This is a genomic window from Stenotrophomonas africana, from assembly GCF_013004645.1.
GTDB classification, from domain to species: Bacteria; Pseudomonadota; Gammaproteobacteria; order Xanthomonadales; family Xanthomonadaceae; genus Stenotrophomonas; species Stenotrophomonas africana.
Genome location: NZ_JABEME010000002.1, coordinates 298,929 through 325,405 on the forward strand (window position 1 = coordinate 298,929; position 26,477 = coordinate 325,405).

Sequence of the window (26,477 nt, forward strand, 5' to 3'; positions counted from 1 at the left end):
TCCAACCGAGGTGGAGGTGCCGATGTACCAGGTGATCCTGTTGAAGAGTGAATCCGCGTTCGCACGCGAACAGTGGCCGCAGGTCGATGACCTGGTCGACTATGAAGGCGTGGCCTACAGCCTGCGTGCCGGCCCGCGCCAGCCGTTGCCGACCGACCACGACTGGCACCCGGTGGCGGTGTACGCGCCCGATGAGATCACCGAGGAAGAGTTCCAGGACTGGTACGCGCTGCAGCAGCCGGCCGTGGAAGAGCTGCGCCTGAAGTACTGATTTCGCCGGCGTGGCGTGCGGGCGCGCGTAAACGCGGGCTGGGTGAATTGACCGGGCGAATCGACGGAGCAAACCGACGGGGTAGAGTCGATTCGCCCGGCAACGATCACCCCGCCGCAATCGCCAGGCCGTCATCGCCGAGTCGTGACCACCCAGCGGCATCACCCCGCCGCCATTACCCCGTCGAAGCTCCCATCGCGGTGGGTGTGGTCCTCTGCGCCCCCATCCGCCCTTTACCGTCTCTGCCGTATAGTCGCGCGCAGGCGCGGTGGTCCGCGCGAACCGGTGTGGCTGGCGTGTCTTCTTTCCTGCGATCGATCCGTGCACGGGGGCCTTGGCTGGCCCTGCTGCTGTGCACTGCCTTCCTGCTGTCCGCGCCGGTGCTGGCACAGGATGAGGACCCCACGCCAAAGCAGCAGTTGGCGGATATCGATTCGAGACTGAAGGAGGTCGAGCGCAAGCGTGGCGATGCAGAGGCCATCGAGACGCTGGCCATGCTGTCCGAGAATGCCTCGCAGGCGCGGCGTGATGCTGAGGCGCTGGAAAAGGCGCTGCAGCCACAGCTGGTTCGCCTCGACGAACAGCTGGCGCAGCTGGGTACGCCTGCGGAAGGCACTGCCGAGCCGCCGGAACTGGCAGCGCAGCGACGCACCATCACCAAGCAGCGCGACGGCCTGGCCGCGTCGGTGGCGCAGGCCAAGACCAGTGCCGTGCGTGCCCAGCAGCTGGCAACCGACATCGACCAGCAACGCGCCGCGCAACGGACCGAGGAGCTGGGCCAGAAGGTAGCCTCGCCGTTGTCGCCTGCACTGTGGAGCAAGGTGGCCGAGCGCCTGCCGATCGATATCGCGCGGGTTGCGCCGCTGGCCAAGCAGGGACGTGACACGCTGATCGCCGCCGTCCGCGCCAATGGCTGGGGCACACCGTTGCTTGGCCTGGCGGCCGCGCTGGTGATGATGTTCCCGCTGCGGTTGTGGCTGCGCAGGCTGGGCCGCCGGTTCGCAGCCTCCGAGCGCGCGCCGGACGGTCGCCTGCGCCGCTCCGGTCTGGCCATGTGGCTGTTGCTGGTGGGCACGCTGTTGCCCGGCTATGCGGTGGTCGTGTTCATCGCCTCGCTCAACGCCATCGGTGCGATCGCCCCGCGCCTGCAGAACGTGGCCGACGGTGTGGAGCAGGCCACCTTTGCCGCCGCATTCATCGCTGCGCTCAGCGCCTGCCTGCTGGTGCCCAAGCGCCCATCATGGCGGCTGTTGAACCTGGACGACACCGCTGCGCTGAAGCTGCGCAAGTATGCCTGGGGCGCGGCAGCGCTGGCCTGGCTGAGCACGGTGCTGGTCGCCATCGATCAGGCCACGCGCACCAGCGACGTCACCACGGTAGCGCTGGATGGCGTGATCGCGCTGACCTATCTGGGACTGATCATGGCGATGCTGGTGACGCTGGCGCGCCTGCACCGGCGGCAGACCGCCGAGGCCGAAGCCAAGTTGGAGGCACAGGCCGACGGGCTGACGGTGAGCACGCCAGTGCGGCGCAGCAGCTGGCTGGTGCTGGCACGTGTGGCGGGCAACATCGCGGTGGTGGCTGCCATCATCGCGACGCTGCTGGGCTACGTGAATTTCGCCAAATTCGTCAACCAGCAGCTGATCGGCGGCAGCATCGTGGTGCTGGCGGCAACCCTGCTGTTCAAGTTCGTCGATGACCTGAGCACCTGGATGCTCAACGCCGACAGCAAGGTCGGCCAGACCATCCTGCTCAGCACTGGCTTGAGCGTATCGCGGCTGGAACAGGCGGGCGTACTGTTGTCAGCGATGCTGCGAACCCTTGTTGTGCTGGTTGCCCTGCTGGCTCTTGCCGCGCCGTTCGGCAACGTCGGCACGATCGTTGAACGCATTGCCTCGCTGTCAAACGGCATCGAGATCAACAAGGATCTGACGCTGCAGCCCGGCCGCATTGTCACCGGCGTGCTGGTGTTGCTGGTGGGCATGGGGTTGACCCAGCTGCTGCAGCGCTGGCTGACCGACACCTACCTGCCCAAGACCGAGCTGGATCTGGGCGCGCGCAACTCGATCAGCACCATCGCCGGCTACGTCGGCATCATCCTGGTGGGCCTGTGGGCGCTGACCGCGATGGGCCTGAACCTGAAGAACCTGGCGCTGCTGGTCAGCGCATTGTCGGTGGGTATCGGTTTCGGCCTGCAGGCGATCATCCAGAACTTCGTCTCCGGGCTGATCCTGCTGGCTGAGCGCCCGGTGAAGATCGGCGACTGGGTGAAGCTGGGTGATCAGGAGGGCGACATCCGCCGCATCAACGTGCGCTCGACCGAGATCCAGGTGGGTGACCGGTCGACGCTGATCGTGCCGAACTCGGAGCTGATCACCAAGACCATCCGCAACATGACGATGGGCAACAACCAGGGCCGCATACAGATCCAGTTCGCGGTGCCGCCCAGCACCGACGTCGGCAACCTGCGGCAGGCGCTGCTGGATGCGTACACCGCGCACACCAACGTGCTGAAGCAGCCGGCGCCAACGGTCTACATCGACAGCATTGCCGGTGGCCAGATCACCATCAACAGCTTCGCGTACGTGGCCAGCCCGCGGCAGGTGTATGCCACCCGCAGCGATCTGTACTTCAGCCTGCTGCAGATCCTGGCGGAGCGGAACATTCCGCTGTCGACCCCGACCGATATCCACATCACCCGCGATCCGCAGGAGTAGGGGGTTTTTGCAGGGCTGCGCCCTGCACCCGCCGAAGCAACGTCAACCGCAAGAGCAACAGCGTGCATTCCGTGGTTGGGCGGGGCGGTGCGGAGTGCGGGGACGCCGCAAGTACGTCCCTGTAGGCTTGGCAGCCGCATCCATGCGGCTGACACCCCACACTCCGGCACCGCCCCACCTCTGACAGATTCCTGCGGCTGTCGGTAGGTGTCGGCCTTGGTCGACACTTCTGCCAGATATCGAAATCAATCTGGGGTCAGATCCGTTTTCCGGAGGAAAACGGATCTGACCCCATCGGCATGTCCAACAGACCGCAGCAAACTGGCGAAGGCGGGGTGGGTCCGGTTGCGGGGGCGTGAGCCGCATGGATGCGGCGACCGAGCTTACATGGACGTACTTGCAGCGTCCCCCGCAACCGGACCCACCCCGCCATCCCCCAGGAAACCAGCTTCTGCCGTTGCTCTGGCGTTTGCCGTTGATTCGGCGGGTGCAGGGCGCAGCCCTGCCAGAACCCCCCGTACTTGCAACGGTCATCATCCCGGTCCACACTTCGTTGCCGATCTGAAGACGGCAACGATGACCCACAAGATCCCCCTGTTGATCGACACCGACCCCGGTGTGGACGACGCCCTGGCCCTGCTGATGGCCTTTGCCGACGAACGGCATGACGTGGTCGCCCTGACCATCGCCGCCGGCAATGTCGGCCTGCAGTACACCGTCCGCAACGCCCTCAAGCTCTGCGACATCGTCGGCCGCACCGACGTACCGGTGTTTGCCGGCAGCCCGGATCCGCTGCTGCATCCCTCCGTTGACGCTGCCCACGTGCATGGCCGTGACGGCTACGGCGACGTGGACCTGCCGCCGCCGAGCCGTCAGGCTGAAGCCGAACACGCCGCACTGGCCATCCTGCGCCTGTCGCACGAGCACGCCGGCGAACTGATGCTGGTGATGCTCGGCCCGCTGACCAACCTTGCCCTGGCACTGAAGCTGGACCCGACCCTGCCCGAGCGCATCAAGCGCATTGTGGTGATGGGCGGCGCGGTCACCTGCCACGGCAACATCACCCCGGCGGCCGAATTCAACATTGCGTTCGACCCGGAAGCGGCGCACGTGGTGTTCACCTCGTTCAAGCACCTGCTGGTGTCGGACTGGGAGGCCACCGTCGCCCATGGCCTGCCGCTGCAGGACGCCGAGAAGTGGCTGCAGGCCGATTCCGATCGCGCCCGCTTCTACGAACTGATCTCGCGCAAGACCCGTGGCCTGTCCGAAGACAGCAAGGGCGGGCGCTGGTACACCGCCGATGCGGTGGCCATGGCCTGGGCGCTGAACCCCGAAGGGCAGCTGCGGGTCGAGTCGCGCCCGCTGAACGTGGAGCTGAACGGCACGTTCAGCCGCGGCGCCACCATCGTTGATTGGAACCGCCAGACCGGCCAGCCGGACAACTGCGATCTGCTGATGGCCTACGACCAGCAGCGTTTCGAGGCCCTGGTGCGCCAGGCCCTGGGTGCGGACTGACGTCGATTGACCGGCACCGGTTGCCCCGGGCGGCAACCGGTGCTTATAATGCCGCTCTTGACCACCAGCCCATTTACGGTGTGAGCCCATGAAGGCCGATATCCATCCGAACTACCGCGACGTCGTCTTCCATGACGTCACCTCCGATTTCAAGATCCTGACCCGCTCGACCATGGCGACGAAGGAAACCATCCAGTGGGAAGACGGCAACGAATACCCGCTGGTCAAGGTTGAAATTTCCTCGGCTTCGCACCCGTTCTACACGGGCAAGCACAAGGTCATCGACACCTCGGGCCGTATCGACAAGTTCCAGAAGCGCTACGCGCGCTGATCTGTCGATCCAGCTTCGAACCAACGGCCGCGCTCTGCGCGGCCGTTTGTTTTTCCCCAACGCCAACCCAACGGGCGTTTGGATGGGCGGAACACTGCGTTCGTGTGACAACGCTTTTGCCGATCCGGGCCGCTCAACGGCCGGTGTCTGGCTGCCTGTCGTATACGACTTCTGTCTAGCGCCGGGCAAATGCTGCTGTGCGATAATGACCTGATCCCCGGCACAGGCCGAGGACGTCATTCACGTGCCTGACCAATGCGCTTGGGCAGGCGCCTTCCCATGAAGGAGCGCACACAGTGTCCGATCTTGATCAGGTCACGCTCAACGCCGGCGACAAGTCGGTCGTTCTGCCCGTCATCAAACCCACCCTTGGCAACGACTGCGTCGACATCGCGAAGCTGACCAAGGAAACGGGGTATTTCACCTACGATTCCGGCTTCACCGCGACGGCCAGCTGCAAGTCCGCCATCACCTACATCGACGGCGACAAGGGCGTGCTGCTGTACCGCGGCTACCCGATCGAACAGTTGTCGGAAAAGTCGAGCTACGTCGAAGTGGCCTACCTGCTGATCAACGGCGAGCGCCCGAGCGCCGAGCAGCTGAAGGCCTTCACCGACGAGCTGGCTGCTGAAGCCAACGTCGACGATTCGATCAACACCCTGATCGGCAGCTTCGCCAAGGACGCCCACCCGATGGCCATCCTGGCTGCTGCAATCGCGCAGCTGTCGGCCATCTACCACGACTCGCTGGACCTGTCCGACGCCGAACAGCGCCGCCAGGCCGCCGTGCGCCTGATCGCCAAGGTGCCGACCCTGTCGGCGCTGATCTACCGCCACGGCAAGGGCCTGCCGGCCAACAAGCCGGACACCTCGCTGGACTACGTCAGCCGCTTCCTGAAGCAGACCTTCGAGTCCGCTGACGGCCAGTACGATCTGAACCCGGACGTGGTGAAGGCGCTGGACCTGCTGTTCATCCTGCACGCCGACCACGAGCAGAACGCCTCGACCTCGACGGTGCGTCTGGTCGGTTCGACCGGTGCCAACCCGTACGCGTCGGTCGCTGCGGGTGTCACCGCGCTGTGGGGTCCGGCCCACGGTGGTGCCAACGAAGCCGTGCTGAAGATGCTGGAAGAAATCGGCAGCGCCGACAACGTCGAGTCCGCCGTGGTCAAGGCCAAGGACAAGACCTCCGGCTTCCGCCTGATGGGCTTCGGCCACCGCGTCTACAAGAACTTCGACCCGCGCGCCAAGGTCATCGGTGAGATGACCAGCAAGGTGCTCAAGCAGCTGGGCGTGCAGGATCCGCTGCTGGACGTGGCCGTGAAGCTGGAACAGGCCGCCCTGCAGGACGAGTACTTCGTCGCCCGCAAGCTGTACCCGAACGTCGATTTCTACAGCGGCATCATCTACAAGGCGCTGCAGATCCCGACCGAAATGTTCACCGTCATGTTCGCCCTGGGCCGTACCTCCGGCTGGGTCTCGCATTGGCTGGAACAGCAGGTTGATCCGGAAATGAAGATCGGCCGTCCGCGCCAGGTCTACACCGGCAGCGACGTGCGCGACTACCAGGGCTGATCGCCCCGCGTAGGTTGTGCCGAGAACGCCCCGCATCCGCGGGGCGTTTTTTTTGGAGCGGACCTGGTAGGTACGGACCGCTGGTCCGCACGAGTTCGGCGCCCGCGAAAAATCTTCCACGCATGGCGTGGATCTACCACCGCAACCGCCCTCGGTAGGTGCCAACCCTGGTTGGCACGCGCTTCACCGCGCCAAGGCCGCGTGATTCAAGGGTCTCGCCAGCTTCACAACCGCTCGCGCAGCCTCAGGACACCAACTGCATCCGCAGCACCTGAAATGGAGCATCCACCCCGATGAGTACCCGATTCGACCCACCCGAGCGCGGCCCGCTCGGCCCAGACGTCGCCACTGTCGTCACCGCCCCCATCGTCGCCCCTCCCAGCGAAAGCGCCGTGTCCTGGGGCGCGATCTTCGCAGGCGCGGTCGCCGCTGCCGCACTCTCCCTCATCCTGTTGATCCTCGGCGTTGGCCTCGGCCTGTCGTCGGTGTCGCCGTGGTCGTTCGAGGGCGTCAGCAAGGAAACCTTCGGTTGGTCCAGCATCATCTGGCTCACTTTCACCGCACTGGCCGCATCCGGCCTGGGCGGCTATCTGGCCGGTCGCCTGCGCACCAAGTGGACGCAGATCCACGGCGATGAAACCTACTTCCGCGATACCGCACACGGTTTCGTTTCGTGGGCGGTCGCCACGCTGCTCACTGCCGGTCTGCTGACCTCGGCCATCGGTGGCGTGCTCGGCGCCGGCGCCAAGGTCGCAGGCGCCACCGCAGGTGCAGCCGCTTCCACCGCCGGTGTTGCCGCGACGGGTGCTGGCAGCGCCGCCGCCGCTGCGCCGGAAGGCGACCTCAACTACTGGGTCGACTCGCTGTTCCGCAACGCCACCAACCCGGGCCCGGACGCCGCCGCCGCACCGCCGGCACCGGGTGCGCCGGGCGCAGTACCGATGGACCCCACCGCGCCGCCGCCGGCTGCCAACGTCGGCCCGCGCGACGCGCGCATGGCCCCGCCGCCGCCGCGCCCGATGCCGGGCAACGGTCCGATGGCCGACCGCCGCGAAGTACGCGCCGAAGTGAACCGCATCATCGTCAACAGCCTGCAGGGGGAAGGCCTGGATCCGGGCGACACCCAGTACCTGTCGCAGCTGATCGCGCGCGAAACCGGCATGAGCCCGGCTGAAGCGCAGGCGCGTGTGACCGATGTGCAGACGCGCATGCGTGCGGCGCTGGAAAAGGCCAAGAACACCGCCAAGCAGGCCGCCGACGACGCCCGAAAGGCGACCGCCTATGCCGCACTGTGGCTGTTCATCACCCTGCTGATCGGCGCGTTCTTCGCCAGCCTCAGCGCTACCTGGGGCGGCCGCCGCCGCGACCTCTAACCCGTATTCCGTGCAAGGAGACCTGTCATGAAAATGATTCTGCTCTGGTTGTTGGGCGTGCCGATTCCGCTGCTGATTCTGTACGCGATCTTCTTCTGATCGTGCGCCAACGCGATGTCTCATCAGGCCGCCGAAAGGCGGCCTGATATCTGTAGAGTCGAGCCATGCTCGACTCCCGCGCGCAGCGATCAGCGCGCACGCCGGCCAGACGCCCGCCCGGTACTACGCTTCCGCGTACCGGCTCGGCGAACACCCCAGCACGCGCCGGAATACCGCAGCAAATGCGCTCGGGCTGGCATATCCCAGGTCCAGTGCCACGCGTGTCACCGCCTGCCCTTGCCCCAGTCGTTCGATGGCCACCAGCAGGCACACCTGCTGCCGCCACTCGGCAAAACTCACCCCGGTATCGGCGCGGAACATCCGCGTGAACGTGCGACGGCTCATGCCCGCATCCGCAGCCCCCTCATCAAGCCCAATGGCGAGCGAAGGCGCATCGAACAGCGCCCGGCAGACGCGCGCGAGGCGTGCATCGGCAGGCAATGGCGCATGCAGGGAAAGCGTCGACATCGACGCGATCTCCGCCACCAGCAATTGCATCAGCTTGCCCGCACGCCCGTCCTCGTCATAGAGCGGCGGCAGGTCCACTGCATCCTCCAGCAACTGCCGCAACAAGGGAGAGACCGCATAGACGCGGCAGTGCGCTGGCAGTGCTACAGCAGTGGCTGCCTCGATGGAAAGGAAGGCGTTGAGCATCGTCACTGGCCCGCGCATCGTCATCTCGTGGTCCAGCCCGGCCGGTACCCAGCAGGCGCGCTGCGGCGGCACCAGCCAGCGTCCCTGCGGTGTCGTCACGCTGATGGTGCCGCGCGCGGCGAACGCGAACTGACCGCGTCGGTGGGCATGGCGGGGAAACGTGGACGCGGCCGCGTAGTCGTTCGAGGTCACCACGACATCGCGCGGCAGGTCTTCGTAGGGATCGAGCAGCGAATTGCGCATGGCCCGGATTCTATAGCGGTTGACCCGCCACCGACGGCGGGCCGCACCTGCGCTGCCTAGCATCTGTACTCCTTCTGACTGTGGCGATTTTTCATGGCCAACACTTTTCATCGCGTGGGCCAGGGGCCTCACTTCGTCCTGGTCCTGCATGGCTGGTTCGGCGACGCGCATGCGTTCGAGCCGATCGAGCCGTGGCTGTCGCACGATCACTTCAGCTACGTCTTCATGGATTGCCGTGGCTACGGAGGCATGCGTGATGCGACGGGTCAGTTCAGCATCGACGAGATGGCGCATGATGCGTTGGCGCTCGCCGATGCGCTGCGGATCGACACCTTCAGCGTGGTAGGGCATTCCATGGGAGGCATGGCGATCGAGCGCATTGCCGTGCTCGCGCCACAGCGCGTGCGGTCCCTGCTGGCCATCGCGCCCGTTCCCTGTGGTGGCATTGCCTATGACACGCCCACGCGGCGCCTGCTGGAGAGTGCTGCCGACAGCCTCGCCAACCGGCGGACCATCATCGATCGCAGCACCGGCGGGCGGCTGCCTGCCGCCTGGTTGGACTGGAAGGCCGGCTACTCAATGCAGCGCTCCGCGCCCGGTGCGTTTGCTGCCTATCTTTCCGCGTGGACAGATACGGATTTCAGCAATGAGATCGTTGGCGAACATCGGTTGAAGGTGGTGGTGGGCGGAAATGATCCAACGTTCAACCGGTCACTGATGGAGAAGACCTATCTGTGCCGCTATCGAAACGCGACGCTGGAGGTCATCGAAAGTGCAGGGCACTACCCGATGAATGAGACGCCCTTGGCATTGGTGGCGGCCATGGAGTCCTTCCTGTTGTCATTGCCCGGGAGGTAGCGTCGCCTATCCGGCGATTCGCGGGTAGGGCGCGAACAACAGTCGAGCGTGGCTCGACTCTACAAAGGCAAGGCAATGAGGTTTGTTGTATTCAATGGGTGAGGATAGTTGCATAACCCCATCCGGTAGATTCACGCCATGCGTGGATGACCCATTGTAGAGTCGAGCCTTGCTCGACTCACGCGCGCAGCGCGGGTATATCGCGCAGTGTCGGAAGAGCAGTCGACTGACAGTCGACTCTACAAGAGCGAAGCAATGAGGTTTGTTGCATTCAAGCAGTGAGGGAGTTTGCATAACCCTCAAACATTGAGCGCCTTCAAGAATTCTTCTTAACGTCCCACGTTTTAGGAATGCTTGCATGGCCTGCGTGGCAATGGATTCCTAACATTCTCTCCGTCGCCTGCAACCACCTCTGCGGGCGGCGCCTCCCTCCCTTTCTCCTTAGGGGAGGGGGGCTTTCATATTCCCCCTGTCCGAGAGAGACACCCATGCACGCCATTCTCAAGAAGGCCGCGCTCGCTGCAGCGCTGGCCACTGCTTCGCTGTCCGCGCACGCGCTGGAAACCAAGATCACCGTCTACGCCGACGTCGACCCGACCCTGGCGCTGCTGCGCGACGATGGCACCCCGCTGCCGGACACCGTGCAGCTGACCCACGATCCGCTGCGCGGCCTGCTGCCGTCCACGCAGCAGGTGCGCATCCACTCCAACGATATCGATAAGGACATCGAAGTTCGCCTCGGCCACGATCCGGTGCTGCTCAATGGCAGCACCCGCGTGCCGCTGGCCGTCAGCCTCAACACCGATGCGCTGACCACCGCGGTCACAGAGTACAAGGCAGCTGATCTGTTCAACGGTGCCAGCTCGACGCCGGGTGCGTCCATCTCGATGCCGCTCACCATCGCCCAAGCGGGTACCGGCGGGCCGCTTACCGTACAGGGCCGCTACGAAGGCATGGTCTACATCATCATGAACCAGAAGCCCTGATTCACGGCTTCCCCGCGCCGGCCCGCATTGCGGGCCGGCCGCTTCTGCAGCGGTACCCCCATGACCCCACACGCCCCCGCCGTTACCCGGCTGGCGGTCGCGCTCGCCCTTGCGCTGGCTACCCCTTCGGTAGCGGCCCACGGCGTCCCCGCTGGCTTTGAGGATCTGGTTGAAGGCCAGACCGAACAACTCGACATCCAGCTGTTCGGCCGCTCGGCCGGGCTGTCACCGGTGCGCGTGACCCTGGAGCACGTGCAGTTGGAAGACCCCGCGCGCGTGCTGCAGGCGCTGGACCTGCCTGCCGAAGCACAGGCAGCGTTGCTACCGGCGTTGTCGCAACCGCTGCCGCGCAACAGCCACCTGGCCTGCCGCTTCGGTGGCGCCACGGCCGGCTGCGGCTATCTCGATCCACCCGAAGACCCAACCGCGGCGCGTGCGCTGTACGACGAAGGCGAGGGTGCCGTGCGCCTGTTCGTGGCGCGGCAGTGGATTCCCGGTGAACCGGCGGCTGAGCGTTACCACAAGGTCACGCCCAATGCCGAGAACGCCTTCCTGCACCAGCAGACACTCAACGTCAGCGGCGGCCGCGACTACCAGGCGCTGTCCGCGCGCGGCATGGGCACGCTGGGCCTGTTCGATCGCGGCCATCTGTCCGCCGACTGGTACTACACCCAGCAGCGCTACCGCAGCCGTGGCAGCGACGACGACTTCCAGTTCGACAACGTCTATTACCGTCATGACCTGGGCCAGGCGCATTACCTGCAGGCCGGGCGCATGGACCGCCGCAACCTGTCCAGCCCGCAGGGCGGCACTTTCAGCTTCAGCATGCTGCCGCTGGACCGCTTCCAGGGCGCGCGCGTGGGCACCACCCAGGCCTATGTGGATACCGATGCCGCCGTGCAGGCCACACCGCTGACCGTGCTGCTGGCGCGCGATGCCCGCGTCGATGTGTTCGACGGCGAACGCCTGCTGCAGACGTTCTACCTGCAGGCGGGCATCAACCAGATCGATACCCGCAATTTTCCGTTCGGCAACTACCTGGTACGCATGCGCATCTATGAGGACGGTGTGCTGGTGCGCACCGAGGAAGCGCCGTTCGACAAGGGCGGCGACTGGACCAACAGCCAGTGGCAGTGGTTCGTGCAGGGCGGCCGCCGCAACGAGCGTCGCAGCGACCGCTTCGATGGTGAAAGCGTGGCAATGGCCGGCGTACGCGTGCCGTTGGGCCGCGATGCCGCCATGACCGCCGGCGTCGCCAACCTCGGCGGCCACAGCTACGGCGAGCTGCGCCTGGACCTGCGCCGCGTGCTGGCCACCCAGGAAGTGCGCGCCTCGCTCAGCGGCATGCGTGGCAGTGATGGCAGCAATGGCCAGCAGCACCAGCTGTCGTACCGGCGCAAGGCATCGTGGAATCTCTACCAACAGCGCATGCGTGGCAAGGCCTGCCAGTTCGAGGCCGATGCGCGCGACCAGCTGGGCTGCACCAACTCACTCAGCGGCTCGATGTCGCTGCCAGTGGCCGGTGGCAACGCCTACGTGGGCTACACCCGGCGCCAGACCTGGCGCACCGGCTGGCATCAGCCCGGGTTCGAGCAGGACCCGTTGTTCGGGCTCGATCCGCTGCTGCCGCCCGGCCCGCTGGAGCCGCGCCGTGAGCCGGTGCTCAGCCGCACCTGGCAGGCCAGCTTCAGCCGCAGCCATCGCTGGCAGGACTTCAGCGTGTCCACGCGCGTGGGCTTGTGGCAGCAACGCAGCACCGACAGCGTGCGCGGCAGCAACGAGCGCGATCGTGGCATCTACTTCAACCTCAGCCTGACCCGCCTGCAGCGCAACCATGACAGCAGTGGCCAGCGCCGCTACGCCGTGGATGTACGCCAGCCCCAGCATCACCGCCCGGCCATCGATTACAGCGTGGGCCAGAGCCTGCGCCAGGAGCGGGATACGCACTATCGCGAGCTGAACGCCGAACTGCGCGCCAACAACAACGATCGCTACAGCGCTTCGCTGAGTGGCCAGCTGCAGAACGGCATCGGCAACACCACCGCCAGCATCGCGCACTATCAGCAGCGCGGGCGTGGCGAGACCGGCTACAGCGGCAGCCACAGCTCGGGCTTCGCACTGGGCCGCCGCGGTTTCTACTGGAGCGGTACCAACGGCGCCGAGGCCGGCCTGGCCGTGCACGTGGACGGCACGGACGACATCGACCTGCGTGGCGTGGCCGCCGAACTGCAGGTGGGCGGGCTGCGCCGACAGCGCCTGCAGATCGGCGAGCGTCGGCTGCTGCCGTTGTCGTCGTACCAGTCGCATCGCGCCGAAGTGTAGGACGCCAGCACGCTGGACAGCATCGCCGCCATCCGCGTGACCGGCGTGGGTGGTGCACGGCCGATGTTCCTCCCCCCCGGCAAGCTGATGCGCATGCCGGTGCCGATTGAAGTGACCTACACCTTCATCGGCAGCGCCAAGGACCTTGCGGGGTCGCCGCTGGGCGGCGCCCGCATCCTCAACGCGCCGGTGCCCGGCACCAGCGCCAACGGCAGCTTCGTTGCCGATTTCGCGCGTCGCGAAACAACGCTGTACCTGCTGCAGGACGACCGCCTGCTGCACTGCCCTTTGCAGGTGCGCGAGCGCCGCCAGGTGGTGCTGCTGGTCGGCGCCGTGCACTGCGAGCCGCTGGCCGTGGCCCAGCTGCCGCCCGAGATCCGCCAGCAGGCCCGCGTGACCCGCCTGCTGCAGGAGCGCGCATTGATTGCCGCCACGCCCCAGACCGCTGCTGCAGGAGGTACGCCATGAGCCGGCGTTGGATGTGTGTGTTGATGCTGGTGTGTGCGCTGGTGCTGGTGATGCCACGGGCGTGGGCGCAGTGGCCGCCGGAGACGCATCCAGCGGATCAGAGCCGGGACATCGTCATGAGCTGGGATCGCTCGGCGGTGCCGGGTGATGTGGAGCTGTGGGCGCCGCGGACGGTGCTGGGGTTCAGTCATGACCTGGCGTTCAAGTACGGGCAGATCCACGTGGTTTGTGGGTCTGCTTCTGACAGTGAGTTTGGGAAGTGCCCGACGGAAAGTGAGCCGAGCATGTCAGGGGGGACAACAGAGATTGCGTTACGTCTCGTTGAGCTGAGGACTGGCCTGCAAACGGAGATTCGCGCGGTAGGAAGCCTGCAGCGAGTTATGTCGGGTCCTCGCTGCAGTTTCGATTACTGGGAAAGTCGGAAGCACATTCTGAATAGCGCATTCTGGTACCGATGTGCATCGGACGAACCGATCGGCACAGGTGTTGCTCTGATTGTTCCGGAATCCGAGCTTTCGAGGCTCGTGGCAGGCCACTGGAAGGCCACAATGCGCCTGAACATCAAGGCCGATCCGACCGCACTTCCGGTCGCCACGGCCACCTTCAACTTCGACTTCACCGTCACCGACTACGACGCGATCTCGATCTACTTCCCCGGCTTCGACGGCATCGCACCGCTGGTCAACATGGACCTGCGCTACGACCCCATCCGCAAGGTCGTCGGGGGCTACAAGGAAGTGGACATGTGCCTGTACGACGGCGTGGGCTCGCAGAGCGAGTTCCTCGGCGTCACCGTGCGCGACAGCGGGCCACGACCACCACCGGGTCGGGACTATGCGGTCTGGCACGGGGATGGCGGCAGTGACGACACCCAGCGTCTCGATTACCAGGTCAGCCTGAGCTACGGCGGCAATCGCCTGGCGATGAAGAACGACGAAGAACAGCTGCTACGCGGCATCGACAGCGCAGAGCTGAGGCTGGTGATGCTGCCGGGCATCAGCCAGCCCGTGTACTGCGTTCCGACGCCGCTGACGCTGGAAACCCCGCCTACACCCATCGCCAGCAAGCGGCCCGGTCTCTACGACGGCGAGCTGACGGTAGAGCTGCGCGTGCCGACCGCCAAACCCTGATCCCCACGGAGCCTCATCATGAAGAAGCTGCTGTTCTGTCTGCTGCCGTTGAGCGCGCTGCTGGCGCCGCCGGCGAATGCCAACCTCTCCATCCATCCGATGCGTGCGGCCGTCGATAGCAAACGCGGTACGCAGATCCGCGTGTACTCGCACTCCACCCAGCCGCAGTACGTGCAGGCACGCCTGCTGCGCATCTCGAATCCCGCGCAGGTTGGCGAAGAAGAGGTGGAAATGGAGGCGGCCGATGCCGCGGTCGCCATCACGCCTGGAAAGTTCGCACTCAGTGGTGGTGGCAATCGCCTGATCCGGGTCATTCCGCTGCGTACTGTCGAGAAGGAAGCGGCGTACCGAGTCTATTTCGAGGGAGTAAGGGGCCCGGATGGAACCCTTCTCGAAGATGAGGAACAGGCTGCCCAAGCCAACGTCGGCGTCAGCCTGGTCTGGGGTGCGTTGGTGAACGTGTTGCCCGCCAACGGAAGCGTGGATCTGCAACTGCAGGGAGACACCCTGCGTAACACCGGAACACTGCGCGTCGGCATCACTGGCGCGGCTGTCTGCACGGCCGAAGGTGTCTGCACCCCGCAGGACCTGTCGCGCAGCCTCTATCCCGATGCCGATCTGACCCTGCCTTTCCAGATTGCGCCCGGCGACTCACTGCAGCTTCGCTATCGATTGAGCCGCGATGGCCATCGAGAACACACACAGACCCTGGAAAGCAGCGTCAGCTGAGAAGTTCATCTCCCGCTCCTTGCGCGGCAAGGGGCATTTCATTATCTACCTTGTTAAGGACGAATCATGAATCACGTCTATCGACGTATCTGGAGTACCGCAAAGCACTGCTGGGTCGTGGGAAGCGAGCTTGCTACGCCACGCGCTAAGCGATCTTCAGGAGCCGCCCGAAGGCTGGCCGTAAGCGCGGCCTGTGGTCTGCTCGCTGTGACTGGCGTGAACACAGCCCGAGCAGACATCTTCTACTCGCCTTGCAATAAGGACGTGTTCGGATTTTACCAATGCACGCCGTTCATTGGGCATGACACCAAGTACGTGGGCGCAAGCTCTGGGTCTGGGAGTGAGCGCTTTCTCGCAATGGGAAATGGCGCGTCGGTAACAGGAAAGGAATCGATCGTTTTTGGGCATCAGTCCGTTGCTTCGGGTGACCGTAACGCTGTCTTCGGATACAGCGCAAGAGCGACGCGAGGGTACGCTGCCGCATTCGGCGCTTATTCGAAGGCGTACGGCGTTGGCGCGGTTGCTGTTGGCAACGACTCCCACTCGTCTGCCGATAATGCGATTGCGGTTGGTAGTGGGTCATATGCTTCCGCAGCAAACTCAGTAGCCCTGGGCGCCAACTCTGTTGCTTCGGAACAGAACGCAGTTTCTGTTGGAAATAGCTCAGTGAAGCGACGAGTGGTGAATGTGGCGGATGCGCGACTTAACAGCACAAGTTCGGACGCGGTAACGGGCAAACAGCTGAATGCAACCAACAGCAATGTCACAGCTGCGCGCTCCATTGCTGACAACGCGCTGGCAAAGGCCAATGTGTTCTCGGGCCTGCTGAGTCAGACCTCTGCATCAGGTAACGTCCGCCTCGGTGCAAGTAACAGCGGCACCGTGCTGGATATTCGAAACAGCGCCAGCGCCAATCGAAGGATCACGGGCGTGGCGGATGCCACGCTGAGCACGACAAGCACGGACGCTGTGTCAGGCAAGCAGCTGAACTCCACCAACAGCAATGTAGCGGCCGCGCGCTCCGTCGCCGACTCCGCGAAGACCAATGCTGACAGCGCACTGGCAAAGGCCAACACGCTTTCGGGCCTCCTGAGCGAGACCTCTGCTTCGGGGAACGTTCGGCTGGGCGCATCCAACAGTGGCACTATCCTGGACGTGCGGAACAGTGCCAGTGCCAACCGCAGGATCACGGGTGTTGCGGACGCGACGTTGTCCTCGACGAGTACCGATGCGGTGACTGGCCGGCAGCTCAACACCACCAACAGCAACGTCAGCACCGCGATGAGCGATGCCAGTTCCGCCAAGACCGCAGCGAACACCGCGCTGACCCAGGTGGGGACGCTCAACGGGCTGCTGAATCAGGTCAGTGCCAGCGGCAATGTTCGCGTGGGTGAGAAGAACAGTGGCACCGTACTGGATCTGCGCAATAGCGCGAATGCGAACCGGAAGCTGACCGGCGTGGCCGATGGCGTGGTCAGCGCCAGCAGCTACGAGGCCGTCAACGGCAGGCAGCTCAGTGCCACCAATGACAAGGTGACCACGGTGGAGGGCGTGGCCAGGTCTGCGGGCGAAGACGCTGCCGTGGCGAAAACTGATGCAGCCAAGGCGTTGACCGAGACGGCGGCGCTGGGCGGGCTGGTGGCGCAGGTTTCTGCAACTGGCAATGTGCGCCTGGGCGGGAAGAACAGCGGTACGACGTTGGACGTGCGCAACAGCGCCAATGCCAATCGGAAGATCAGTGGTGTAGCGGATGGGATATTGAGCGCCAGCAGTGCCGAAGCAGTGTCTGGGAAGCAGCTGTATTCAACCAATTCGCGCGTCTCAGAACTTGAGGGCGTCGCGCAGTTCGTAAGTATCGGGTCAGCGCCCTTCAGTGAGCGCGCAGAAGCGGGTGCGGCAGGCGTTGCGGTGGGAAATTCAGCAAAGACGGGACTGGAGGGAGGCACTGCGGTAGGGACATTTGCGGAGGCCATGGGAAAGAACTCGACCGCAATTGGTAGAGCGGCGACTGTCTCTGTGGATTCCGAGAATGGATTCGCGATGGGGGTCGGGGCACAGGTCGGTGGAGACGCGGGCGGTGCGAACGAGGGTGTCGCGATTGGTGCTGGCGCAAGAGTTGGAAGCGGGGCTCACGGCTCGCTGGCACTTGGAGCTAGCTCTCTAGTAGATGAAGAAGGAGTTGCGTCATTTGGCGGCGTTGGCATCCAGCGCCGTCTCGTAAACGTCGCACGCGGCACCGCCGACCATAACGCCACGACTGTCTCTCAGCTTAAGGATTCCCTCGGAGCCCTCGGCGGCGGTGCAGGCATGGATGCCAGCGGCAACATCATCGCGCCGACCTACGCGGTGCAGGGTGGAACGCAGAGCACCGTCGAGGATGCACTGATGGCACTCGATGGCGCTGTCATCACCGCAGGCCGTCGCGCGGACAAGGTGGAAGGTCAGCTGAGCTCGATCTTCCAGGATTCACCTTCCGCCCGTGCCGATGGCATGAACCAGATCGCGCTGAATGGCGTGAATGGCATGGTGCTGACCAACCTGGCTGACGGCCGAGTGGAGCCAGGAAGCCGTGATGCCGTAACCGGAAGCCAGTTGCACGCCGCAGAGCAGAAGATCTCGCAGAATCGGAATGATCTGGAGGCGATGCGCAAGGAGCGGGAGATGGGCGCGCAGGCAATGCGTGGATTGGATGCGAGCGGTCCAATCGACTTTGGCGGTGCGCGTTTGACTGGCGTGGCCGACGGTTCAGTCTCTGCGGATAGCCACGACGTAGTTACCGGTCGCCAGTTGTTTGTCGTCAGTGATCGGGTATCTAAGATTGAGCATCAGAGTCGCTTCCTCAAAATTGATACGGATCAGCTGAGCGAGGATGCGTTCGCAGGATTCTTGGGTGTCGCAATTGGTGACTCGGCTCGTACGCAGGGCGAGGGGGGGACGGCACTGGGGGCCTATGCGAGAGCGCTTGGTGTTAACTCTGTCGCTCTTGGTCGTGGCTCGGGCGTTTCTGCTGACGCTCCTTACGGTTTTGCGGTCGGCACTGGATCTCAAGTGCACTCCGCACGAGGTATTGCGATTGGCAGTGGCTCGGTAGTTGACTCATATGCAGCAGGATCTCTGGCTTTGGGCGCCAACTCTGCGGCTACAGAAGTTGGAGTTGCCTCCTTCGGCAACGCGACCGCGCGGCGCCGCCTCGTAAACATCGCCAACGGCACCGCCAACCACAACGCCGCCACCGTAGGCCAACTGCGCGGAGCACTATCCGCTCTCGGCGGTGAAGTCGATGCCAACGGCAATATCGTCGGCCCCAGCTTCAACGTTCAGGGCCAGTCCCAATCCACCCTCAATGGTGCATTGGAAGCGCTCGACGGCGCAGTCGTCAGCACCACCTCGCGGGTAACCCAAGTTGAATCCCAGCTCCGCTCCGTGTTCCAGGAAACCCCCTCGGTCCGCGCAGACGGCACCCACCAGCTCACCCTGGCCGGTGCCAACGGCATGGTCATCTCCAACGTGGCCAACGGCCTGATCGCGGCCGGCAGCCGCGATGCGGTCAACGGCGGCCAGTTGCATTCGATGCAGCAGCAGCTCAACGGCCGCATGGATGGTCTGGAGAAGCGCATCGATGATCAGCCGCAGGCCCGCGCCATGGCGACAGCGTCCACGCCTTCGCCATCCACCGAAGAGATCGCGCCGATGCCGGAAACCAGCGGTTCGCCGCAGATCGCCTCTACCGGTGAAGGTGACAAGCCGACGCCGCAGCCGAAGTCGAAGCAGGACGACACGCCCAAGCCGCAGGTCGACACCGCGGACCTGGAAAAGATGCTGGCCCGTGCCAACGAGTACACCGATGGTGCGATCAGCAACTTCGAGCGTCGCCTGGACAAGATGGACAAGCGCTTCAACCGCATGGCGGCGATGAGCAGCGCGCAGAGCGCGATGGCGATGAACACCGCCGGTTTGGCCACCTACAACCGCCTCGGTGCGGGCGTGGGCTACAGCGAGGGTGAGTCGGCGATGGCGGTGGGCTACCAGCGCGTGCTCAACGAGAAGGGTTCGGCCACCTTCAGCCTCAATGGCGCGTTCACCAACAGCGGTGAGCGCAGCATGGGCGTCGGCGTGGGCATCGGCTGGTAAGCCATGCAACCCCGGCGTGGTGCGCGTAATAAACCCCGCCGCGCCGGGGTCCTTGCCGAGGAGATGGCAATGTATCGATGGGTGAGTCGATTCGCCAGCTACCGCACGTTCTACGTTTGGCGGGCTCAGTTTTACTACTACACCCGGCATCTGGACGTCTGGATGCTGGCCAGTGTGCTGTGCTTCCTGGGGGTAGTGGCGCTGCTCTGGTACTACTGGCGGTTCACCAGTGTGCCGCCTCCGCGCATGCATCCGCAGGTAGCGGCGCTACGGGTGGAGGGCATCACCAACGAGGCGATCAACCGCATTACTCTGGTGCGTCACGGTGGCAGCACGCCGGGCCAGCCATTCACCACGGCAGAGGATATCCGCGCCAGTACGCGCAGAACGATGCAGGTGCGGCAGGTGCTGGATGGCGAGGTGGCATGGCGGCTGAAGGCCAACCTGCTGGCGGATATCGCCGATTACATCGAGGCGACCGCGGGCTGCGTGCCGTATCAATGCACACGGGTGCAGACGCATATCAGCCAGCTGCGTGAGGCCGCGACGGAGAACGCGGGCATCAACAGGGCCTTGCAGCCCATTCTGGATGGCCCGCGTGATCTGGTGCCTGGTCTCACCAGCGTCGATCGCCAGCGGGTGAAGAGCGGCTGGTCGGATTCGTTCAGTGACATCTTTCACCAGGTATGGCTGTTGAACGATCTGCAGACCATGCACGCGCGGATGATGGCGGAGTACCCCAAGCGTGCACCTGCACCGTGGTTGCCGGAGTGGTTGATTGGCCCGGAGCCGACAACCGGTAAGGGCATGCCGCTGTAGAGCATTGGCCATGCTGGGTGGCGCCCGCGGGTGCCACGCATTTGTAGAGTCGAGCTTGCTCGACTGCTCTCCGGTCAGCCATCGAAATGCCTGAAGCACCGTGCGGACCAACGGTCCGCACCCACCCAAGGCAGGCACCGCTGCGCTACCGTCACCCGCCGATGTACGCGGTGATCTCCGCTTCGGCCAGCAGCTGCCGCAGCTGCGCCACCGACGCGCGCCGCATCGGCTTTTCATCCACCGGCGACAGCGGGGCTTGGCGCAGGGCGTCATACGGCAGCACGGCCAGATCGAAGGTCAGCTCCTCGGCACTGAACACCCACACCGGCACGTCCAGGCAGCGTTCGCGGTCCATCCGCAACCGGCGCGTCCGCGATTCGGCGGGAATGCCGTGTTCGTCCAGGAAGCGGTGCACGGCTTCCGGGTCGTCGCTGTGCAGGTGCAGCTGCACGGGGCTGTTGGCGTCGGCGGTGCCCTCCAGCACCGGGCCGGCCAGGCGAGGGGCGAAGCCGTGCAGAAACTCCAGCGCACGCATGGCGGCCTCTCGGCGGCGCTGCAGTTCGTTGCCATGCTGGGGGCCGGAGAACAGCCGCTGGTACTCGCGCAGGGCGTCTTCGATCTCGGTGTTGCGGGGCAGGGAGGCATCATCGTGGATGCCGAGCCGGCTGGCGGCCTTCAACTTGGCCTGGTGGTAGTCGCGGATGCCGCCTTCGGCCATCAGGCGGGCGGCTTCGTGGGCGAGGCGGTGGCGCCGCTCGCGGGTCTGGCTGGCAGCATGCTGACGGGCGCGATGCATGCGATGACTCCTGTTGCGACCTGGCTACAGACTAGCGCAAGGATGTGACATCTGCGTGGGTATTTCATGGAGGCGAGCAAGCGGGTGTCGTTGATCCTGTAGAGCCGAGCCCATGCTCGGCTGCTCTACCGCAGGCGCCCGGAGCCGAGCATGGGCTCGGCTCTACAGCCGCAGGGGTGCCAACTCACCGTTGGCACCCACCAGAACCTTCCTCAGAAGATATCGAACGCGGCGGCGTCGGCCTGCGGCGTATTGAGGTTCAGGTCGTAGTCGGTCAGGCGGTCCATGTCTTCCACCTTCACCCACTCGGTCGCGCCGTTGAGGGTGGCCTGGACCATGCCGCTGGGCGGCTCGTTCTGCGCGATCGGGGTGTCCTTCAGCGCGGTGCGCATGTAGTCGATCCAGATCGGCAGGGCGGCCTTGCCACCGTATTCGCGGTAGCCCAGCGAGCGGAAGTCGTCGCGGCCCACCCACACGGTGGTCACGTACGGGCCACCGAAGCCGGAGAACCAGGCGTCGCGGTGGTCGTTGGTGGAGCCGGTCTTGCCGCCCACGTCCTCGCGGCCGAGCACCTTGGCCTGCACGCCGGTACCGCGCTGGACCACGTCGCGCATCATCGACACCAGCTGGTAGGCGGTGCGGGCGTCGATCGCGCGCGGGGCGGTGCGGGCATCGGGGTTGACCGGCGCGGCCGGGGTTTCGGTCTTGGCTTCGGTCTTGGCCGCAGCGGCCGGGTCCACCTTCGGGGCCGGGGCGCCGAAGTTGAAGCCGTCCACCACCTGGTTGACCGGCTGGTCGCTGCTGCCGGCGCAGTCGCGGCAGGCCAGTGCCGGGTTTTCCTTGAATACCAGGTTGCCGTCGCGGTCATTGACCTGGTCGATCAGCCAGGTGTCCACGCGCGAGCCGCCATTGGCGAACACGGCGTAGCCACGGGCCACCGACAGTGGGGTCAGCGAGGCGGTACCCAACGACATCGACAGGTTCGGCGGCAGTTCGGATTCGGCGAAACCAAACTCGCTGATGTACTTGCGCGCGTAGTCCACGCCCATGCCATCGAGCAGGCGTACCGAGACCAGGTTGCGCGACTGCACCAGCGCTTCACGCAGGCGCATCGGGCCACGGAACCCGCCGCCGTCGTTCTGCGGGGCCCAGGTCTTGCCGCGGCGGTCGCGGAACACGACCGGGGCGTCGAGCACGATCGAGGCCGGGTTGTAGCCCTTGTCGAATGCGGCCGCGTAAACGAACGGCTTGAAGCTCGAACCCGGCTGGCGACGGGCCTGGGTGGCGCGGTTGAACTTGTTGCCGGAGAAGCTGAAGCCACCGACCAGCGCTTTCAGTGCGCCATTGTGGGCATCCAGCGAGACCAGCGCGGACTGGCCGCGCGGGATCTGGTCCAGCAGCCACTCACCTTCCTTGGCGCCGGCCCGCACGCGCACGATGTCGCCGCGCTGCACCAGCTTTCCCGGGGTCTTGTTGGTCCACTTGGCAGCGCCGGCCGGCAGCACGATCTCGCTGCGGTTGGCCAGGACCACGGTGGCGCTGCCATCGGCGCCGGTGCTGGCGACGATGGCCGGCAGCAGGCCGGCCTGGCCGAACATGCCGCGCAGGTGCTCGGCCAGGGCAGCGGCGTCTTCACCGGCACCGACCGCTACCTGCTTCTCCACGCCGTGCCAGCCGTGGCGGTGGTCGTACAGCAGCAGGCCGTCGCGCACCGACTGGTTAGCGGCGGTCTGCAGGGTGGAGTCGATCGTGGTGGTGACGTGGTAACCCTTGTTGACCACATCGCCGCCGAAGCGGGCGATCATTTCCTGGCGCACCAGTTCGGCCACGTAAGGGGCATCGACCTGCACCGGCGGCTCATGCGCGGTGGCGTGCATCGGCACGGCCTTGGCCGCGTCGGCCTCGGCCTGGCTGACGAACTTCAGGTCGGCCATGCGCTGCAGTACATAGTTGTCACGGCGCTGGCGGGCACGCTCCGGGTTGGAGATCGGGTTGCCCGAGGACGGGAACTTGGGGATGCCGGCCAGCGAGGCCATTTCGTCCAGGTCCAGCTCGTTCAGCTTCTTGCCGTAGTAGAACTCGGCCGCGGCGGCCACGCCGTAGGCGCGGTTGCCGAAGAAACTCTTGTTCAGGTACAGCTCGAAGATCTCGTCCTTGCTCAGCTCGGACTCGATCTTCCGCGCCAGCAGGATCTCGGCCAGCTTGCGGGTGTAGCTGTACTCGGAGCTGAGGAAGAACTGGCGGGCGACCTGCTGGGTGATGGTGGAACCACCCGGCACGCGCTTGTCGTTGGTGGTGGCCAGCAGCCACACCGCACGGCCAATGCCCATGTAGTCCACGCCGCCATGCTCGTAGAAACGGGCGTCCTCGGTGGCCAGGAAGGCCTGCTTCAGGCGCTCGGGCACGTCCTTCATGGTGATCGGGGTACGCCGGGTCTCGCCGAACACCGCCATCAGCTTGCCGTCGGCAGCATAGACGTACATCGGCTCCTGCATTTCCACGTCGCGCAGGGTCTGCACGTCAGGGAGCTTGGAGGACACGGCGTAGTACAGACCGCCCACGGCGGCCGCGCCGATCAGCGCCAGGACCAGGACAATCAGGAAGATCCAGCGCAGCCAGCGGCGGAGTCGAGTCATCGGGTTCAGATTCCGATTGCGAATTTCGTGGTCGCAGAGTATAGATTACGCAAGGTGGCGGCTGGGGTCGTCACCGGGGAGCGCAAGGGGAACAGTCAGGGGCTGCATGGTGAATCCGTGAGGGACTTCACAGCAGGGCCGTTGCCATTTGCTAAGAATACGTTATTAATGCTCGGGCGCAGGTCTTGCGTCCAAGTGCCCGTCGGCAGGGGAGAAACCGTGGGGCTCATCCCAAAAAGTCAGTCGCCGCTTGTAGGCGTCGACATCAGTTCGACTGCGGTAAAGCTTTTGCAGCTGTCCCGCAGTGGCAACCGTTTTCGTGTGGAACATTACGCTGTGGAACCTCTTCCGCCGAATGCGGTGGTGGAGAAGAACATCGTGGAAGTGGAGGCCGTGGGTGAGGCCATCCGCCGGGCGATGAACCGCTCGGGGAGCAAGGCCAAGCTGGCTGCTGCCGCCGTCGCCGGTTCGGCGGTGATCACCAAGGTGATCCCGATGCCGGCCGAGCTCGACGAAAACGACATGGAAGCCCAGATCGAGCTGGAAGCGGTCAACTACATTCCGTACCCGATCGAGGAAGTGAACCTGGACTTCGAGGTGATCGGGGCGATCCCGAACAACCCGGAGATGGTCCAGGTGCTGCTGGCCGCGTCGCGTTCGGAGAACGTGGAACTGCGCCAGTCGGCCCTGGAACTGGGTGGCCTGCAGGCCAAGGTGATGGATGTGGAGGCCTTCGCGGTCGAGAACGCCTACGCCCTGGTCGCCAGCGAGCTGCCGGTGTCCATCGAGGGCGTGGTCGCGCTGGTCGATATCGGCGCCACCATGACCACCCTCAATGTCCTGCGTGGTGGCCGCAGCCTGTACAGCCGCGAACAGGTGTTCGGTGGCAAGCAGCTGACCGACGAGATCATGCGCCGCTACGGCCTGAGCTACGAGGAAGCCGGCCTGGCCAAGCGCCAGGGCGGGCTGCCGGAAAGCTACGAGATGGAAGTGCTGGAACCGTTCAAGGAAGCCACGGTCCAGCAGATCAGCCGCCTGCTGCAGTTCTTCTATGCAGGCAGTGAGTTCAACCGCGTTGACCACATCGTGCTGGCCGGCGGCTGCGCTGTGCTGGGCGGGCTGCCGGAGATGGTCGAGGAACAGCTGGGCGTGCCGACCGTGGTCGCCAACCCGCTGGCGCAGATGACCCTGGGGCCGAAGGTGAACGCGCATGCGCTCGCCCAGGATGCCCCCGCGCTGATGATCGCCACCGGTCTGGCGCTGAGGAGCTTCGACTGATGGCACGCATCAATCTATTGCCCTGGCGCGCCGAACGGCGCAAGCAACGCCAGCGCGAGTTCTACGCAATGCTGGGCATGGCCGCGATCGGTGGCCTGCTGCTGTCGCTGCTGATCTGGTTCTATTACGACCGCCAGGTGAGCGGCCAGATGGACCGCAATGCCTATCTGGAAGCCGAGATCGAGAAGGTCAAGGAACAGAACAAGGAGATCGACCGCCTTGACGCGCAGAAGGAGCGCCTGCTGGCCCGCAAGAAGGTGATCGAGGAACTGCAGGCCAAGCGCTCGCAGATGGTGCACCTGTTCGATGCGCTGGTGCGCACGATTCCCGATGGCCTGGTGCTGACCGCGCTGAAGCAGGAAGGCGACGTGCTGACCCTGGAAGGCCGCACCCAGTCCAACGCCCGTGTTTCGGCGTACATGCGCAACCTGGAGACCTCCGGCTGGATGACCAACCCGGAACTGTCGATCATCGAAGCGCGTGACCCCGAAAAGGACAAGGACGGCAAGACCGGCCCTGTTGCGGACATCAAGGCGCTGCCTTATGTGTTCGTGGTCAAGGTGAAGCTGCCGGCGCAGAGCGAAGAAGTGGCGGCGACGCCCGGTCTGAACGCAGACGGCTCGGTGGCAACGGCAGCGCCGGCGCCAGTGGCACCGCTTGCCGCAGGCCCGGATGCGGCCACCCCTGCGGCTCCGGCGGCAGGCCCGGCAGCGAGCCCGGGTGCACCGGCGCCGGCGGCACCTGCTGCTGCCCCGGCCAGCGCACCGGCCAAGCCGAACCAACCGGCCGCACCGGCTGCCCAGCCCGCCCCGAAGCCTGAGGGCAGCCGCCTGGCGCAGCCGCCGCAGGCCTTCCATGCCCCGCTGCAGGGGGACCGCGCATGAGCCAGAAGATCGATCTCAAGAACCTGGATTTCAACGACATCGGCAACTGGCCGCAGAAGGCCAAGATCGTCTTCTGCTCGCTGCTGGCGGTGGTGATCATGTTCGTTGCGTGGATGCTGCTGATCAGCGGCAAGCGTGAGGAACTGGCCGGCCTGGAATCGAAGGAAACCGAGCTGCGTTCGGAGTTCACCAAGCAGCAGGAGCGCGCGGTGAACCTGGCGCCGCTGAAGCAGCAGCTGGCGCAGATGGAGCAGGTGCTGCAGCAGATGTTGCGGCAGCTGCCCAGCAAGACCGAAATGCCCGACCTGATCATCGACATCTCGCAGACCGCGCTGTCCAGCGGCCTGACCAACGAGCTGTTCGAGCCGGAGCAGGAGCAGGTCAAGGAGTTCTACGCCGAGAAGCCGATCAAGCTGCGGATGGTGGGCAGCTACCACCAGTTCGGTGCGTTCGTCAGCGGCGTGGCCTCGCTGCCGCGGGTGGTGATCCTGACCATGCACGACATCAACCTCAAGCCCAAGGACAAGACCAGCGGCAACGTCCGCAGTGGCGCGCTGGAACTGTCCGGCACGGTCAAGACCTATCGCTACCTGGACGAGACCGAGGTGCAGGAACAGCAGAAGGCTGAAGCCGGCAAGGAGGACAAGAAGTGATCCGTTCCTT

General features: G+C 65.0%; 18 protein-coding genes and 2 pseudogenes. 17 read left to right on the forward strand and 3 right to left on the reverse strand.

Features of this window, described 5'->3' with window-relative positions; genetic code table 11:
• The first annotated feature begins 22 nt into the window (after positions 1–22).
• The 6 genes from HLA98_RS05605 to HLA98_RS05630 all read left to right on the forward strand — a co-directional run bounded on the left by HLA98_RS05605 (position 23) and on the right by HLA98_RS05630 (position 7,781).
• Entirely contained in the window at positions 23–271 is a 249-nt protein-coding gene (locus HLA98_RS05605) for a hypothetical protein (protein ID WP_049422925.1), read from the forward strand.
• Between the two features lie 287 nt (positions 272–558).
• The gene (locus HLA98_RS05610; RefSeq protein ID WP_057501827.1) at positions 559–2,988 is read left to right on the forward strand and encodes a DUF3772 domain-containing protein; all 2,430 of its coding nucleotides are present in this window, start codon (positions 559–561) and stop codon (positions 2,986–2,988) included.
• 576 nt (positions 2,989–3,564) lie between these two features.
• Positions 3,565–4,503: a nucleoside hydrolase gene (locus tag HLA98_RS05615; protein ID WP_005410872.1), complete on the forward strand. Its 939-nt coding sequence runs from the start codon at positions 3,565–3,567 to the stop codon at positions 4,501–4,503.
• An 88-nt stretch (positions 4,504–4,591) separates the two neighbouring features.
• Positions 4,592–4,834: a type B 50S ribosomal protein L31 gene (locus HLA98_RS05620; protein WP_005410871.1), complete on the forward strand. Its 243-nt coding sequence runs from the start codon at positions 4,592–4,594 to the stop codon at positions 4,832–4,834.
• Between the two features lie 296 nt (positions 4,835–5,130).
• A complete protein-coding gene (locus HLA98_RS05625; protein ID WP_057501408.1) occupies positions 5,131–6,408 on the forward strand; it encodes a citrate synthase in 1,278 nt (425 codons plus the stop codon).
• Positions 6,409–6,701: 293 nt separating this feature from the next.
• Complete coding sequence (locus HLA98_RS05630) at positions 6,702–7,781, forward strand: hypothetical protein (protein ID WP_057501407.1); 1,080 nt, start codon at positions 6,702–6,704, stop codon at positions 7,779–7,781.
• A gap of 222 nt (positions 7,782–8,003) precedes the next feature.
• On the opposite strand, the gene HLA98_RS05635 is transcribed toward HLA98_RS05630, so the two are convergent.
• A complete protein-coding gene (locus HLA98_RS05635) occupies positions 8,004–8,777 on the reverse strand; it encodes an AraC family transcriptional regulator (RefSeq protein WP_057501406.1) in 774 nt (257 codons plus the stop codon).
• Between the two features lie 93 nt (positions 8,778–8,870).
• Between HLA98_RS05635 and HLA98_RS05640 the strand changes: the two genes are divergently transcribed.
• From HLA98_RS05640 to HLA98_RS05670, 8 genes and pseudogenes are all read left to right on the forward strand, one after another.
• Positions 8,871–9,635 (forward strand): alpha/beta fold hydrolase, encoded by a 765-nt coding sequence (locus HLA98_RS05640; protein WP_057501405.1) that lies wholly within the window; start codon positions 8,871–8,873, stop codon positions 9,633–9,635.
• 488 nt (positions 9,636–10,123) lie between these two features.
• The gene (locus tag HLA98_RS05645) at positions 10,124–10,621 is read left to right on the forward strand and encodes a CS1 type fimbrial major subunit (RefSeq protein ID WP_057501404.1); all 498 of its coding nucleotides are present in this window, start codon (positions 10,124–10,126) and stop codon (positions 10,619–10,621) included.
• Between the two features lie 60 nt (positions 10,622–10,681).
• Positions 10,682–13,411, forward strand: a pseudogene (locus tag HLA98_RS05650) (TcfC E-set like domain-containing protein).
• A gap of 50 nt (positions 13,412–13,461) precedes the next feature.
• Positions 13,462–14,541 (forward strand): CblD like pilus biogenesis initiator family protein, encoded by a 1,080-nt coding sequence (locus HLA98_RS05655; RefSeq protein WP_265340559.1) that lies wholly within the window; start codon positions 13,462–13,464, stop codon positions 14,539–14,541.
• An 18-nt stretch (positions 14,542–14,559) separates the two neighbouring features.
• Positions 14,560–15,270, forward strand: a complete 711-nt coding sequence (locus HLA98_RS05660) for a hypothetical protein (protein WP_057501402.1) — start codon at positions 14,560–14,562, stop codon at positions 15,268–15,270.
• 66 nt (positions 15,271–15,336) lie between these two features.
• Positions 15,337–15,468, forward strand: a pseudogene (locus HLA98_RS21445) (ESPR-type extended signal peptide-containing protein); the annotation flags it as partial.
• 66 nt (positions 15,469–15,534) lie between these two features.
• Positions 15,535–19,401: a YadA-like family protein gene (locus tag HLA98_RS05665; RefSeq protein WP_425515705.1), complete on the forward strand. Its 3,867-nt coding sequence runs from the start codon at positions 15,535–15,537 to the stop codon at positions 19,399–19,401.
• A 69-nt stretch (positions 19,402–19,470) separates the two neighbouring features.
• Positions 19,471–20,220 carry a hypothetical protein gene (locus tag HLA98_RS05670; protein WP_057501401.1) on the forward strand — a complete coding sequence of 250 codons (750 nt, stop codon included), beginning with the start codon at positions 19,471–19,473 and terminating at the stop codon, positions 20,218–20,220.
• A gap of 151 nt (positions 20,221–20,371) precedes the next feature.
• Here HLA98_RS05670 and HLA98_RS05675 read toward each other — a convergent pair whose 3' ends face one another.
• Both HLA98_RS05675 and HLA98_RS05680 read right to left on the reverse strand, forming a co-directional pair.
• Positions 20,372–21,016, reverse strand: a complete 645-nt coding sequence (locus tag HLA98_RS05675) for a hypothetical protein (RefSeq protein ID WP_057501400.1) — start codon at positions 21,014–21,016, stop codon at positions 20,372–20,374.
• A 212-nt stretch (positions 21,017–21,228) separates the two neighbouring features.
• A complete protein-coding gene (locus HLA98_RS05680; RefSeq protein ID WP_057501399.1) occupies positions 21,229–23,652 on the reverse strand; it encodes a penicillin-binding protein 1A in 2,424 nt (807 codons plus the stop codon).
• 219 nt (positions 23,653–23,871) lie between these two features.
• On the opposite strand from HLA98_RS05680, the gene HLA98_RS05685 reads away from it, so the two are divergent.
• Genes HLA98_RS05685 through HLA98_RS05695 form a run of 3 tightly spaced genes read left to right on the forward strand, consistent with a single transcriptional unit; the run spans position 23,872 to position 26,467 of the window.
• Positions 23,872–24,930: a pilus assembly protein PilM gene (locus HLA98_RS05685; RefSeq protein ID WP_010484061.1), complete on the forward strand. Its 1,059-nt coding sequence runs from the start codon at positions 23,872–23,874 to the stop codon at positions 24,928–24,930.
• Positions 24,930–25,814 (forward strand): PilN domain-containing protein, encoded by an 885-nt coding sequence (locus HLA98_RS05690; RefSeq protein WP_049444607.1) that lies wholly within the window; start codon positions 24,930–24,932, stop codon positions 25,812–25,814. The genes HLA98_RS05685 and HLA98_RS05690 overlap by 1 nt, the downstream gene beginning before the upstream one ends.
• Positions 25,811–26,467 carry a type IV pilus inner membrane component PilO gene (locus tag HLA98_RS05695; protein WP_049444605.1) on the forward strand — a complete coding sequence of 219 codons (657 nt, stop codon included), beginning with the start codon at positions 25,811–25,813 and terminating at the stop codon, positions 26,465–26,467. The genes HLA98_RS05690 and HLA98_RS05695 overlap by 4 nt, the downstream gene beginning before the upstream one ends.
• The last annotated feature ends 10 nt before the right edge of the window (positions 26,468–26,477 follow it).